The 14357-nt window shown below is 70.9% G+C and carries 11 protein-coding genes; 7 read left to right on the top strand and 4 right to left on the bottom strand.

All coding sequences use genetic code 11. From position 1 onward, the window contains the following. Positions 1-140 precede the first annotated feature (140 nt). Entirely contained in the window at positions 141-2324 is a 2184-nt protein-coding gene (locus ADL29_RS21910) for an ATP-binding SpoIIE family protein phosphatase (protein ID WP_053925311.1), read from the top strand. On the opposite strand, the gene ADL29_RS21905 is transcribed toward ADL29_RS21910, so the two are convergent. The 4 genes from ADL29_RS21905 to ADL29_RS21890 all read right to left on the bottom strand — a co-directional run bounded on the left by ADL29_RS21905 (position 2234) and on the right by ADL29_RS21890 (position 5549). Further along, positions 2234-3412 (bottom strand): AI-2E family transporter, encoded by a 1179-nt coding sequence (locus tag ADL29_RS21905; RefSeq protein ID WP_053925310.1) that lies wholly within the window; start codon positions 3410-3412, stop codon positions 2234-2236. The genes ADL29_RS21910 and ADL29_RS21905 overlap by 91 nt on opposite strands. Positions 3413-3499: 87 nt before the next feature. Further along, positions 3500-3823, bottom strand: a complete 324-nt coding sequence (locus ADL29_RS21900; protein WP_053925309.1) for a hypothetical protein — start codon at positions 3821-3823, stop codon at positions 3500-3502. A gap of 98 nt (positions 3824-3921) precedes the next feature. Continuing rightward, positions 3922-4875 (bottom strand): pirin family protein, encoded by a 954-nt coding sequence (locus tag ADL29_RS21895; RefSeq protein ID WP_053925308.1) that lies wholly within the window; start codon positions 4873-4875, stop codon positions 3922-3924. A 206-nt stretch (positions 4876-5081) separates the two neighbouring features. Beyond that, entirely contained in the window at positions 5082-5549 is a 468-nt protein-coding gene (locus tag ADL29_RS21890) for an SseB family protein (RefSeq protein WP_053925307.1), read from the bottom strand. Positions 5550-5715: 166 nt separating this feature from the next. Between ADL29_RS21890 and ADL29_RS21885 the strand changes: the two genes are divergently transcribed. The 6 genes from ADL29_RS21885 (at position 5716) to ADL29_RS21860 (ending at position 14320) form a co-directional block, all read left to right on the top strand. After that, positions 5716-7542 carry an acyl-CoA dehydrogenase gene (locus tag ADL29_RS21885; RefSeq protein WP_053925306.1) on the top strand — a complete coding sequence of 609 codons (1827 nt, stop codon included), beginning with the start codon at positions 5716-5718 and terminating at the stop codon, positions 7540-7542. 209 nt (positions 7543-7751) lie between these two features. Beyond that, the gene (locus tag ADL29_RS21880; protein ID WP_053925305.1) at positions 7752-9047 is read left to right on the top strand and encodes a M18 family aminopeptidase; all 1296 of its coding nucleotides are present in this window, start codon (positions 7752-7754) and stop codon (positions 9045-9047) included. Between the two features lies 1 nt (position 9048). Further along, entirely contained in the window at positions 9049-10977 is a 1929-nt protein-coding gene (locus ADL29_RS21875) for an AfsR/SARP family transcriptional regulator (RefSeq protein WP_053925304.1), read from the top strand. A gap of 164 nt (positions 10978-11141) precedes the next feature. Then, positions 11142-11825 carry a DUF4232 domain-containing protein gene (locus ADL29_RS21870; protein WP_053925303.1) on the top strand — a complete coding sequence of 228 codons (684 nt, stop codon included), beginning with the start codon at positions 11142-11144 and terminating at the stop codon, positions 11823-11825. Positions 11826-12243: 418 nt separating this feature from the next. After that, positions 12244-13284, top strand: coding sequence for an NlpC/P60 family protein (locus ADL29_RS21865; RefSeq protein ID WP_245689572.1), 1041 nt, complete (start codon positions 12244-12246; stop codon positions 13282-13284). A gap of 193 nt (positions 13285-13477) precedes the next feature. Beyond that, positions 13478-14320, top strand: a complete 843-nt coding sequence (locus ADL29_RS21860) for a helix-turn-helix domain-containing protein (protein WP_053925302.1) — start codon at positions 13478-13480, stop codon at positions 14318-14320. Positions 14321-14357: the final 37 nt, after the last annotated feature.

Raw genomic sequence — 14357 nt, 5'->3', positions numbered from 1 at the left:
CGGCCACCTTGGGGTGACGCAGCGGTCCCTGAGGTGAGGCGGGCCCGCCCGGCTGGGACGATGGCGGGGTCCGGCCCAGCGGTCGGTCCCGGCCCCTGGCTCGCTGGTCGAGCTCCGTGAAACCCACCTAAAGTGAGGCAATGCGTACCGAGGATCTCCTGGCCGCCATCGCGACCGGCCTGTGGCACTGGGACAACGCATCGGGACGGGTGACCCTCGACGCCGAAGCGGCCCGGCTGCTCGGGCTGCCCGCGGAGCCCACGGAGCTCAGCGAGGCCGCCGTACGGTCCCGTTTTCATCCCGTCGACTTCGCGGAGATCAACGGGGTGGTGCAGCTCGCGGTCTCCGAGGAGACGATCGCCGAGGCGCGGCTGCGCATCGTGGACGAGCGGGGCCGGGTGCTGCGGATCGTGCGCTCCCGCTCCCGTCCGCGTCTGGTGAACGGCGATTTCGAGCTGGTCGGCACGCTGCAGGAGGTCCCCGAGCCGCAGCCCGGCACCTCCGCCGCGCACACCACGGTCACCGGCGACTGGCGGCGCTCCCGCGAGGCGTTCCTGCTGGACGCGGGGCGGGCGCTGGCCGAGGCACGGTCCACCGCCGAGGTGCTGCGGGTCGCTGCCGGGCTGTCCATGCCCGGGTTCATGCCGGACGGTCTGGCGGTCTTCGGCATCGAGGGCGACCGGCTGTCGGTCATCGGCCACCACGGGCATCAGCCGGGCGATGAGCGGCCGTTCCTGGACATGCCGCTGGACACCGCATACCCGGCCGCCGAGGTCATCCGTACCGGCCGGGCGATCTATCTGCCCACCCCGGACGACTACCGCCGCCGGTACCCCGCCACATGGCCGCTGGCCGCGCCGTTCGCGCGGACCTCGTGGGCGTTCCTGCCGCTGGTGAACGCCGGGCGCACGATCGGGGCGTGGATGGCGGGGTTCGCTCAGCCGGTCGCCTTCACACCGGACGAGCGCTCGGTCCTCACCACCGTGGCCCGGATGCTGGCGCAGGCGCTGGCCAGGGCCGGGATGCAGGAGTCGCAGCAGGAGCTGGCGGTCGGGCTGCAGCGCAGCATGATGCCGACCGTGCAGCCGGACATCCCCGGGATGTCCGTCGCCGCGCGGTATGTGCCGACCGGCGGCGGCCTCGAGGTGGGCGGCGACTGGTACGACATGATTCCGCTGCCGTCCGGGCGGACCGCTCTGGTCATCGGGGACGTCCAGGGCCACGACGTACGGGCCGCGGGCCTGATGGGACAGCTGCGGATCGCGCTGCGCGCGTATGCCGCCGAGGGGCACCATCCCGACGCGGTGCTCTCCCGCGCCTCGCGCTTTCTGGCCGGGATCAACGAGACCGAGACCCGCGGCCAGGTCCAGGACCAGCGCTTTGCGACCTGCCTGTACATCGAGGTGGACCCGGCGACCGGGCTGCTGGACATCGCGCGGGCCGGCCATCCCGATCCGGCGGTGCGGCTGAGCGACGGCACGCTGCTGGTCCGCCCGACCGCGGGCGGCCTGCCGCTGGGCATCGACCCGGACACCGACTACCCCACGACGAGGTTCGTGCTGGAGCCCGGCGAGACGATGCTGGTGTGCACCGACGGGCTGATCGAGACCGGCGGCCACGATCTGGAGACCGGCTGGGCGCGGCTGCGCGACATCATCGAGAGGTACGACGGCGGGGCGGATCCCGCGGGCCTGGAGAAGCTCGCCGATGCCCTGGTCCAGGCGGTGCACGGGCCGTCCTCGCACCACACCACGGGGCCGCTGGTGGACCGCCGCGAGGACGACATCGCGGTGCTGCTGCTGTACCGCGAGGGCGGCAGCTGCGGGGTGGGCACCGGCAGCCGGCTCGCGCAGCAGCCCGTACGGCGCGCCGTCCTGTCCGTCGCACAGGCCGAGCCGGAGCGGATAGCGCAGGCCCGCGCCCAGATCCGGGACGTGCTGCACGACTGGGCCGACGCGGACCAGGTGGACTCCGCGGTGCTGATGGTCTCCGAGATGGTCACCAACGTCCTGCTGCACACCGACGGTGATGCGCTGCTGATCGCCGAGATCTCCGGCGAGCGGGGCGGCCGTCGCATACGGGTCGATGTCGCCGACGGCAGCGATGAGCTCCCGCACCGCCGCAGCCCCGGCGAACTGGCGTCGTCGGGGCGCGGTCTGGTGCTGCTGGAGATGCTGGCCGGGGCGTGGGGTGTGGACCCGCGCGGGGACGGCAAATCGACGTGGTTCGAGCTCTACGAGGACGCGGGGGAGGGCGGGGTGCCGCCCGCCGGTTCCGGGGAGCCGGCCCCCTCCGGTCCCTCCGTGCCGGAGCCCTCCGCGTAGTGCTTGCGCAGTTCGTGCAGTACGCCGGAGACCGCGGCGGTCAGCGGTACGGACAGCAGCATGCCGAGGATTCCGGCGACGCTGGCACCCGCGGTGATCGCCAGCATCACGGTCGCCGGATGCATCTGGACCGTACGGCTCTGGATCATCGGCTGCAGCACATGGCCCTCGAGGACCTGTACGGCCAGGACGACGCCGAGCGCCCAGAGCGCGATCACAAAGCCGCGGTCCGCGAACGCCACCAAGATCGCCACAGCGCCCGAGATGAACGCGCCGAGGTAGGGGATATAGGCACCGACGAAGACCAGCGCGCCCAGGCCGAAGGCACCCGGGACCTGCAGGATCAGCAGCCCGACGGTGATGCAGATGGCGTCGATCAACGCGATGAAGGTGGTGCCGCGCATAAAGCCCTCGATGCTCTGGAAGCCGCGCCGGGCCATCCGTTCCAGCCGGGGAGCCGAGTCTCCGGGCGCCCAGTCGTGCAGCGAGCGGACGGCCTTGTCCGAATCGCGCAGGAAGAAGAACGTCAGCAGCAGCGCCAGCACCGCCGCGGCGATGGCCTGGCCGACGACGCTGACACCGGCCAGCAGCCCGGAGGCCGCCTCGCTGCCGAATTTGCCTGCCAGGCTCTTGGCGTTGCTGGCGAGGTCATTGAGCGAGGTGCCGGCCGTACCGAAGTACTTGGACAGTCCCTCGGAGGCGTCCTTGAGCGAGGCGATGATCTGGTCGCCGGTGTCGATCAGTGCGCCGGCCACGATGTAGCCCGCACCGCCGACCACGATCAGCAGGACGGCGCAGGTCAGCCCGGCCGCCAGCGAACGGTTGAGCCGCATCTGCACCAGCCGCCGGTAGAGCGGCCCGAGCAGCCCGCTCCCCAGCAGCGCCAGCAGGACGGGCGTGACCGCCGCGCTCAGTTCCACGCACAGCCACACCCCGAGGGCCAGAACAGCCGCGACCAGCAGCACCACCGCGCACCAGGCCGCGGCGCGGCGGGCCTCGACGGGCAGCAGCGGCTTGTCCGCCGGTGCCCGGCCGGCCCCGTCACCACCGGATCGCTGCGTCGCGCCGTTGTCAGAGTCGTTTCGCACCCGGACAGTCCACCACGCGGAACGGCCCGGGCAGGGGGCCCGCAACGGGCGGGGCGGTGTTTCACGTGAAACACCGCCCCCGAAGCGCTACCGGTACCAGAAGTCGGCGTAGTCCGGGTGATCGGGAATCCACCAGATATCGGCGTAGTCCGGGTCCTGGGCGAACGGCCGGGCCAGCGCGCGAAGCGTGGCGCACGGCCATCTGTCACCCGGTGTGCGGCGGTACTCCTCAGGCTTCTGCCAGCATGCTTCGCAGCCCCAGACCATGGTGACGAGCGGGCCCTGCACCGGCTTGCACCATTCGACGGGAACCCTCGTCGGCAGATGGGCTTCCAGCACCGCCACACCGTCGTCGTCGAGACGCTCCAGCAGAAAGCCGATCAGTTCGTCGATCCAGTCGTGCATCGACATACCGGCTCCGCCTCCCGCCCCGCCGCGTCCGCCCCCGCGGGCGGTGTTTCACGTGAAACACCGCCCCTGGCACCGGCGTTGGGGATCGTACCGCTCTGTCAGCGCTCGCCCGCCGGGATCGTCCCGAGCCTTCCCGCCTGGAAGTCCTCGAAGGCCTGGGCCAGTTCGGCGTGGGTGTTCATCACAAACGGGCCGTAGTGCATCATCGGCTCGCGGATCGGCAGCCCGCCCAGCAGCACGACCTCGAAGTTCGGGCTGCGCGACTCCTGGCTCTCGTCCGCCCGGATCGTGAGCGAGTCGCCGGTGCCGAAGACCACCGACTGCCCCATTCCGAACGGGCTGCCCTCCGCACCGGCCGAACCGTGCCCGGCCAGGGCGTACGCGAGGGCGTTGAAGTCCTGGCGCCAGGGCAGCGTCACCTCGGCGCCCGGGTTCACCGTCACATGCATCATCGTGATCGGCGTATGCGTGACGCCCGGACCCTGGTGGCCGTCGATCTCACCGGCGATCAGCCGCAGCAGCGCGCCGCCGTCGGCCGAGGCCAGCAGCTTGACCCGGCCGCCGCCGATGTCCTGGTAGCGGGGGGCCATCATCTTGTCGCTCTTGGGCAGGTTGACCCACAGCTGAAGGCCGTGGAAGAGCCCGCCGCTCATGACGAGGGACTCAGGCGGCGCCTCGATGTGCAGCAGACCGGAGCCGGCCGTCATCCACTGGGTGTCGCCGTCGTTGATGACGCCACCGCCGCCGTGCGAATCGCGGTGCACAAAGGTGCCGTCGATCAGATAGGTGACGGTTTCGAAGCCGCGGTGCGGGTGCCAGGGCGTGCCCTTGGGCTCCCCGGGCGCGTACTCCACCTCGCCCATCTGGTCCATCATGATGAACGGGTCGAGGTACTCGTAGTTGATGCCGGCGAACGCCCGGCGCACCGGGAAACCCTCACCCTCGAATCCGCTCGGAGCGGTGGCGACGGCCAGCACGGGACGGGGACGCGACGCGGCGGGCGCCGCCACGCGCGGCAGGGTCAGCGGGTTCTCTACGGTCACGGCGGGCATGACGGCCTCCTCGGTCGTTCGCCATTCAACTTCATTGAAGTTAGTTGAATACTGAACAATTGGCAAGGCGTTCGGCATTCCCGCTGCGCATCGGATCGATGTTTTCGCAGGTCAGGAGCAGTTCAGACGCAGTTCAGGAGGAGGGAACGCACACCCGTCGGTGACCGCCGGACAATGGCGCACAACCGTCTGTTCGGCGACGGTGTTCAGCCATACATCCGGCGCATCGCGAAGTCGACCATCTGCTCCACGGCCTTCGCGTCGAAGACCATCCGGTGGTCGCCCTCCATGTCGAGGACGAAGCCATAACCGGTGGGCAGCAGGTCGAGCACCTCGGCGCCGGTGATCACGAAGTACTTGGACTCCTTGCCCGCGTACCGCCGCAGCTCCTTGAGCGAGGTGAACATCGGGATCACCGGCTGCTGGGTGTTGTGCAGCGCCAGGAAACCGGGGTTGTCACCGCGCGGGCAGTAGATCTTGGACGTGGAGAAGATGCCCTGGAAATCCTCGGCCGACATCGAGCCGGTGGTGAAGGCGCGCACCGCGTCGGCGAGGGAGGGCGGGGACGGCTCGGGATACAGCGGCTGCTCGCCGTAGCCCCCGGGGGCCGGTTGCTGCGGCGGGGCTCCGTACTGCTGCTGCCCGGCACCCGCGTTCTGGTCGTAGCCGTACATGCGCCACAGCGTACTGAGTCGGCGCCTCACCAGGGGACGCTCGTCACAGATGGGCGGAAGGGGTTGATTCTTATTACCGGTGGGTAGCATCATTTGACTACTAGCCGGTATTGCGTTGGAGGCCCCACCCACGGGTCCTCTCCCGAACCCTTACGGAGCCGTACCCATGGGGCACTACAAGTCGAATCTCCGCGACATCGAGTTCAACCTCTTCGAGGTGCTCGGCCGTGACAGCGTGTACGGCACCGGACCGTTCGCGGAGATGGATGTCGACACCGCCAAGAGCGTGCTGTCCGAGATCGCCCGGCTGTCGGAGAACGAGCTGGCCGATTCCTACGCCGACGCCGACCGGAACCCGCCGGTCTTCGACCCCGACACCAACACCGCGCCGGTGCCGGACACCTTCAAGAAGAGCTACCAGGCGTACATGGACGCCGAGTGGTGGCGCCTGGGCATCCCGGAGGAGATCGGCGGCACCACCACGCCGCGTTCGCTGCTGTGGGCCTTCGCCGAGTCCATCCTGGGCTCGAACCCGGCGGTGTGGATGTACGCCTCCGGCCCGGCCTTCGCCGGTGTGCTCTTCGAGGAGGGCACCGAGCAGCAGAAGCACATCGCGAAGATCGCCACGGAGAAGGCCTGGGGCTCCACGATGGTGCTGACCGAGCCCGACGCCGGCTCGGACGTCGGCGCCGGCCGCACCAAGGCGATCAAGCAGGAGGACGGCTCCTGGCACATCGAGGGCGTGAAGCGCTTCATCACCTCCGGCGAGCACGACATGTCGGAGAACATCCTTCACTACGTCCTCGCCCGTCCCGAGGGCCACGGCCCGGGCACCAAGGGCCTGTCGCTCTTCCTCGTCCCGAAGTTCGAGTTCGACTTCGAGACCGGCGAGCTGGGCGACCGTAACGGCGTCTACGCCACCAACGTCGAGCACAAGATGGGCCTCAAGGCCTCCAACACCTGCGAGATGACCTTCGGCGACCGCCACCCCGCCAAGGGCTGGCTGATCGGCGAGAAGCACGACGGCATCCGCCAGATGTTCCGGATCATCGAGTTCGCCCGGATGATGGTCGGCACGAAGGCCATCGCCACCCTGTCGACCGGCTACCTCAACGCCCTGGAGTACGCCAAGGAGCGTGTGCAGGGCCCGGACCTGGCCGCCTTCACCGACAAGGCCGCGCCGCGCGTCACCATCACCCACCACCCCGACGTGCGCCGCTCCCTGATGACGCAGAAGGCGTACGCCGAGGGCATGCGCGCCCTGGTGCTCTACACCGCCACCGTCCAGGACGAGATCCTGATCAAGGAGGCCGCGGGCGAGGACGCCTCCGGCACGCACGCGCTCAACGACCTCCTCCTGCCGATCGTCAAGGGCTACGGCTCGGAGAAGTCTTACGAGCAGCTGGCCCAGTCGCTGCAGACCTTCGGCGGCTCCGGCTACCTGCAGGAGTACCCGATCGAGCAGTACATCCGGGACTCCAAGATCGACACCCTCTACGAGGGCACCACCGCCATCCAGGGCCAGGACTTCTTCTTCCGGAAGATCGTCCGCAACCAGGGTGCGGCGCTGACCGAGCTGTCGGAGACCATCAAGAAGTTCCTGGCCGAAGCGGCCGGCGGCGAGGAGCTGGAGCAGGCCCGCGGCGAGCTGGCCAAGGCCGCCGCCGACCTGGAGGCGATCGTCGGCGCCATGCTGACCGACCTCGCCGCCACCGAGAAGGACGTCAAGTCCATCTACAAGGTCGGCCTCAACACCACCCGCCTGCTGCTGGCTTCGGGCGATGTCGTCATCGGCTACCTGCTGCTCAAGGGTGCCGCGGTGGCGCAGGAGAAGCTGGCGGGCGCCTCCTCGAAGGACAAGCCGTTCTACGAGGGCAAGATCGCCGCCGCCAAGTTCTTCGCCCACAACGTCCTGCCGGGCCTGGCCGTCCAGCGCTCCCTCGCCGAGTCCATCGACCAGTCGCTGATGGAGCTGGACGAGGCCGCGTTCTAGGCCCTTCCCGGATCCGGTACGAGCTGCGTTCTCAGACGTCTCTCAGAATCGGCATCCACACTGATGATGCCCGTCTCCCTTCCCCCGGGGAGGCGGGCATCGTCGCGTCCGGCGCTTCGCTGTAGATCGCACGCATCATGGCCGGAAGGGAGCGGCGTCACGCCGCAAGACCACCGGGAAAGCGGGGTCTGTCTCTTTATGCTGAAGTCATGAGCAACTCCACCCGCTTCGATCGCGGCCACACCGACGACCTGATGTCCTTTCTCGCGGCCAGTCCGTCGCCGTACCACGCGGTGGCAAATGCGGCGGAGCGGCTGGAGAAGGCCGGTTTCCGGCAGGTCGCGGAGACGGACGCATGGGACGGATCGAGCGGCGGCAAGTATGTGCTGCGGGGCGGGGCGATCATCGCGTGGTACGTGCCCGAGGGCGCGAGCGCGGCCACTCCGTACCGGATTGTGGGAGCGCATACCGACTCTCCCAATTTGCGGGTGAAGCCGATTCCCGACACCGGTGCGCGCGGCTGGCGACAGATCGCCGTCGAGATCTACGGCGGCACGTTGCTCAACACCTGGCTCGACCGCGATCTGGGGCTCAGCGGGCGGGTGACGCTGAAGGACGGGAAGCACCGGCTGGTGAACGTCGACCGGGCGCTGCTGCGCGTACCGCAGCTGGCCGTGCACCTGGACCGGTCGGTGAACACCGACGGGCTGAAGCTGGACAAGCAGCGGCACATGACGCCGATCTGGGGCCTCGGCGAGGTCGCGGAGGGCGATCTGATCTCCTTCGTCGAGGAGGAGATCGGCGTCGCGCCGGGGACGGTACGGGGCTGGGACCTGATGGTGCACAGCATCGAGCCGCCCGCCTACCTGGGGCGCGACCAGGAGCTGGTCGCCGGTCCGCGGATGGACAACCTGCTGTCGGTGCACGCCGGTACGGCCGCGCTGACCGCAGCGGCCGCCGCCGGGAGCGCGCTGACCACCATCCCGGTGCTGGCCGCCTTCGACCACGAGGAGAACGGCAGCCAGTCCGACACCGGCGCGGACGGCCCGCTGCTCGGCACGGTGCTGGAGCGTTCGGTCTTCGCCCGCGGCGGCTCGTACGAGGACCGGGCTCGGGCCTTCGCCGGCACCGTCTGCCTGTCGTCCGACACCGGCCACGCCGTCCACCCCAACTACAGCGAGCGGCACGATCCGGGGCATCACCCGATGCCCAACGGCGGACCGATCCTGAAGGTCAATGTGAACCAGCGGTACGCCACCGACGGCAGCGGCCGGGCGGTGTTCGCGGCGGCCTGCGAGCGGGCAGACGTGCCGTGGCAGTCCTTTGTGTCGAACAACTCCATGCCGTGCGGGACGACGATCGGGCCGATCACCGCCGCCCGGCACGGCATCACGACGGTCGACATAGGCGTCGCGATCCTCTCCATGCACTCGGCACGTGAGCTGTGCGGCGCCAAGGACCCGTACCTGCTGGCGAACGCCCTGACGGCCTTCCTGGAGGGCTGAGTTGGAATTCTCACTGCTGGGCCCGGTCGCCGTCACGACCGGCGCCGGGGAGCTGCCGCTCGGGCCCGCCAAGCGGCGCAGTGTGCTGGCTCTGCTGCTGCTGCAGCCCAACACCACGGTCCCACTTGAGCAGTTGATCGACTCCCTGTGGGAGGACGAGCCGCCCGAACACGCCCGTACGGTCGTCCAGGGGCATGTCTCGCGCCTGCGGGCCACGCTCGCCGAGGGCGGGGCGGCGGCGTACGGCATCGAGCTGACCACGCACGGCTCGGCGTATCTGCTGCGGTTGCCCGAGGAGTTGATCGACGCCCACCGGTTCGGGGAGCTGGTGGCACTGGCACGTCCGGAGGCGGCGCCGGGCGATGCGGTACCGCTGCTGCGCGAGGCGCTGGGGCTGTGGCGCGGACCGGCGCTGACCGGCACGGTCACCAGCCCGCCGTTCGCGGCCGCCGCACACGCCCTGGAGGAGCGCCGGCTGACGGCCGTCGAGGCGCTGGCGCGGGCACACGGCACGCTCGGCGAGCATGAGCAGGCTGCGGCCATTCTCTATTCCGCGGCCGTCAACCACCCGCTGCGGGAAGGCCTGATCGCCGCGCTGATGCGGGCGCTGTTCCAGGCGGGGCGGCAGTCCGACGCGCTGGAGTGGTTCCATCGCACACGGCGGCTGCTCAACGAAGAGCTGGGGGTCGATCCCGGTGAGCGGTTGAGCGGTGCGTACGAGGAGATCCTGCGGGCCGAGCGGGAAGGGGCCGCCGGTGCGAAGGGCGCCACGGCTTCCCGGGGCGCCGGCCAAGGGCGTCCGGAAGCCGGCGGGGCAGCCGGTCCGGGGCAGATGCCAGTGCGGGGCGGCGGCACGGGGCCGGCCGCCCCCGGCGCCCGGGACGGCGGGGGCGGGCGGGCCGCGCCGCGGCTGCTGCCCAGGCCACCAGCTCGCTTCCTCGGCCGCGACCGGCAACTTGCCGCGCTGACCGACGCGCTGACGGACCACACGACCGGTGAGAGCCCACTGGCCGTGGTCGTGGGACCGGCCGGCGTCGGCAAGACCGCATGCGCCGTGCAGTGGGCGCATCTGCACGCCGCGGCCTTCCCCGACGGCCAGCTCTTCGCCGATCTGCGCGGCTTCGGCGAGGGCGACGAGGCACCGGCCGCCGAGATCCTCCGGGACTTCCTGCTCGCACTCGGCACACCGCCGGAGCGGGTGCCCGGCTCGGCGCAGGCCGCCTCGGCGCTGTTCCGGTCGCTGGTCGCCGAGCGCCGGCTGCTGGTCGTCCTCGACAACGCCCGCAGCTCCGCGCAGGTCCGGCCGCTGCTGCCCGGCGGTCCGCGCTGCGCCACGGTCGTCACCAGCCGCAGCCGCCTCGACGGGCTGGTCGCCACGGACTGCGCCCGGCCGGTCGGCATCCAGGTGCTCGGCCATGAGGAAGGAACGGCGCTGCTGGGTGCCATGCTCGGCTCGGACCGGGTCGCCGAGGACCCGGCCGCGGCGCGCGAACTGGTGGATCTGTGCGACGGGCTGCCGCTGGCGCTGCGGGCCGCGGCCGCCCAGCTGACCGCACGGCCGCGCTGGCGGCTGGCCCGGCTGGCCGCGGCGCTGCGCGACGAACAGCGGCGGCTGGCGCTGCTGTCGGCGGAGGACACCGGGATCGCGGCGGCGCTGCGGATGTCGGTGGCCAGGCTCTCGGCGGACGACGCCCGGCTGCTCAGCGCGCTGGCCAAGAGCGCGGACGGGCATCTGAACGCGTCCGTGGCGGCGGCGCTCGCCGGATACGACCCGGAGCGCACCCAGGACGGGCTGGACCGGCTGGCGGAGATGCATCTGGTGGACGAAGAGGCCACCGATGTGTACACGATCAGCACGCTCACCCAGCTGTTCGCGCGGGACGAGAAGGACGGGCGCGGCGCACCGGGCGGCGACGGCTCCGGCAAGTGAGCGGGTCCGGGCGGGCCGGGCCGGGCCGGGGAGCGTTAGGCAGGCGTTAGTGAAACGGCAGCGGTGGGCGGCACTGTGGTGCCGGACCACAGGACCGACATCGGGGGCGGCTGGTGCAGGACCAGCCTTTCGTCGGTCAGACCGCCGAGAGGGGGACCCCGGGAATGCCGCACAGCAACGCCGCCCGCCGTACCCACCGCCGTACGCTGCGGATCGCCGTGACCGGGCTGACCGTCGGCACCGCGCTCACTCTCACCGCCTGCGGCATCCCGGACGATGCGGACGCGCTCCAGACCCGACGCGCCAAGCCGGTCGCCCCGATGGCCTGGGAAGCCAAGGCCTCCGCGGCCGAGGGCGGCATCGGCGGGCACGGCACCGGCGGGGGCTCGTGGGAGTCCCGCGCCCGGCACGCTGCCTGTGACGCCGCGCAGCTCCGTATCGAGGCTAAGCCGCTGAGCCGACCGGCCAACCACCTCCTGCTGGAAGCCACCAACACCTCCGGTTCCTCGTGTGATCTGTACGGCGCGCCGTATCCGCGGTTCGACGACGCGCAGTCCCCGCTCGCCCCGCTCCCGTCCAGCAAGCCACGGGCCGTGGTCACCCTGACCCCCGGCAGCTCCGGCTACGCCGCCGTACGGACGTCGTCCGCGGACGACGCCGTGGGGCACGGCCGGACGGTGACCGCACTGAGCGTCGGCCTCGCCGTCCGGGACGGGAAGGACCGTGCCGGCGACGCTACGGAGGTCGCGCTGCCGGGAGGCGCGGTGTATCTCGGCACCGACGCATGGGTCACGTACTGGCAGCCGGACCCGGGTGACGCCGCCGCTTGGTGGGTCACATCTCGTTAGACCGGATCTCGGCAGACCGGATCACGGCTGGTCAGGTCTCGCCAGGCCAGATCTTGGTAGGCCGCATCCGCACCCCATGAACCAGGGCGCCCGTACCCCCGAGCGGGCGCCCTTCCTCATGCCCGCGCCCGGCCGCGCACGGCGTCTCCTCGTGCCGGACTGCCGACGCCACGACGGGTGGCGTCCCGTCATGTCCCGGCGGTGCCCGCGAGGTGTCCCGCACCCGGCCGTTTCCCTGTACGTCTCCGCAGGTCGTCGGCGTGCTCTCGGGCGGGACGTCCCACGGGACGAGGAACCCCCGAGCGGCCGCCCCACCCCGGCACACGATGGCTGCCGTCGCCGCGACCGGACCATCCGGCGGCACACCGAGGGCCGACGGGCCGACCGGCCAACCGGCCGTACACGGAGGGGAATCGGCATGCACGAGCACCAGCACGGAAGCACACCGCCGACGGACGGCGCACATTCCGGGGAGGCCATCGAGATCGGCGGCGGGGGACCGGGGCCGCGGTCCCCGTTCCGCAGGACCCTGCTGCGCAGGGTGATACCCGCGGTCGCCGCGGCAGGCATAGGCATCGGGGCGTTCGCCGGGTTCGCCCACGGCAGCCAGGTCGGCGACGCGGCGGCCGACAGGCACTCCGTTGCCAGGACCGAGCTCGCCCGCGACACCACCGGCGGCGCGGGCGCCCCCGGTCTCGCTGCGCGTGCCGCGGGCGCCGGATCCGTACGCCAGGCCGTGGCCGCGGACTTCCCCACCTGGGGGACGCGGTGGGTGGTGCATGCCTCGGCCGACATCAACTCGCCCTCAGCCGGCATGATCAACAAGTCCGCTCCGGGGCAGGACCGGATAACCGCCGACTACCAGGTCGACACCGGCCACAAGGTGTGCGAGGGCAGGGCCTGCTCGACGTTCATGGCGCATATCACCGGTCCGGTCCAGGGGTTCCTCAGCGTGGTCGCGGTGGACATCCCGCAGGACCGGCTGCCGGGGGTGCCGGTCCAGGGCAGCCCGCAGCCTCCGCAGCCCGGCGGCACCCGCCAGGAGATGCTGAACCGCGCCGCGGCCTGGCTCACCGCGAACGGCGGCTCCCAGGTCCCGTACAGCCAGGCCAAGGTATGGAAGGACGGCTACCGGCAGGACTGCTCCGGCTATGTGTCGATGGCGCTCGGCCTGCCGACGCCCGGCACCAACACCGTGGGTCTGGCCACCAACCGAGGCATCACCCGTCCCCTCTCGCTGGGTGAACTCAAGCCCGGCGACCTGCTGATCGACGCGGCCGGCGACAACAACACCCGGCATGTCGTGATCTTCGAGAAGTGGAACGACGACGCACACTCCTCGTACACCGCGTATGAGCAGCGCGGCGAGCACGGCACCGACCACCGGACCCTGACATACGGACTTCCGGGCGGTGACGCCGAGTTCAAGCCCTACCGGCCGGTGAAGTTCGGCGACTGAGTCGCCACGGGCGCCGACGTTTCACGTGAAACACCGCACCCTGGGCACCGACGGCATCGGACGGGCGGCATCGCGTGGTTTCACGTGAAACGTCACCAGCTGATCCGGGTGCCATCCGGATCGTGTAACGAGGGGTACTTCCGTCACAGGGGAGCGGAAGTGCCCCTCGCGCACGCATGCCCGCTGTGCTGGAATGCCAGACGTGCCTGGCAATTCGAACCAGCCCGCAAATGTCCGCCGTAAGCCACTGGCCCCTCTTCCCGATGAACTCACCGGCCCCGCACGGGACTTCGTTTCCGCACTGCGGCGCATGCACAGCGAACTGGGCTACAGCCTCAAGGACTTGGAGGGCCGACTGCCCGCCAGCCGTTCTTCCCTCTCACGCTATCTGCGCGGGCAGAGTCTGCCGGACGAGCGGCTGCTGGTGCAGTGGTGCAAGCTCTCCTTCACCGGCGAGGACCGGCTGCCCGCGCTGGTCGAGCTGCTGCACCGGGCCCATGAGGCGGCGGACGGTACACCGTCGCCGGTTGCGGAGACGGCGGCGGAGGCGGAGACCGCCGGCGGCACGGACGGTGGGGACTCTGCGCGACCGGGCCGACGCCGGCTGCCGCTGGTCCTGGCCGTCGTCGGCACGGTCGCCGTACTGGCCGCCGCCGCGCTCGCCGTACCGGCGCTGACCCGCACCGGGACGGACGAGCCCCAGGGCACGGCGGCGGGCACCGGCTCGGCCCGGCTGACCGTGCACAACGTCGAGCGGGCCTGCCAGCACGACCGTGGCGAGAACTGCGCCCTGGGCCTGGCCCGCGATCCGTATCTTGCCTACCGCCGGTCCAATGTCATCGGCCATGTCTGGCACGGCGATGTGCTGCACGCCCGCTGCCGGATCGCCAACGGGATCACGGTCACCGACGAGGCGGGCGGGCACAGCAGCATGTGGTTCCAGGTCGATCACCACGGCAAACAGGCGTGGGTACCGGGCATCCGCATTCGCCCGGAACAGTGGGAGAACAGCGAATTGCCCAACTGTCCGGACTGATCCCTTCCACCCCCCTTGACCTGCACGGATTCCGCCG

This window comes from Streptomyces chattanoogensis (genome assembly GCF_001294335.1).
GTDB classification, from domain to species: domain Bacteria; phylum Actinomycetota; class Actinomycetes; order Streptomycetales; family Streptomycetaceae; genus Streptomyces; species Streptomyces chattanoogensis.
Note: the sequence above shows the minus strand (reverse complement) of the source record. Positions and strands in the feature narration are given on the sequence as shown.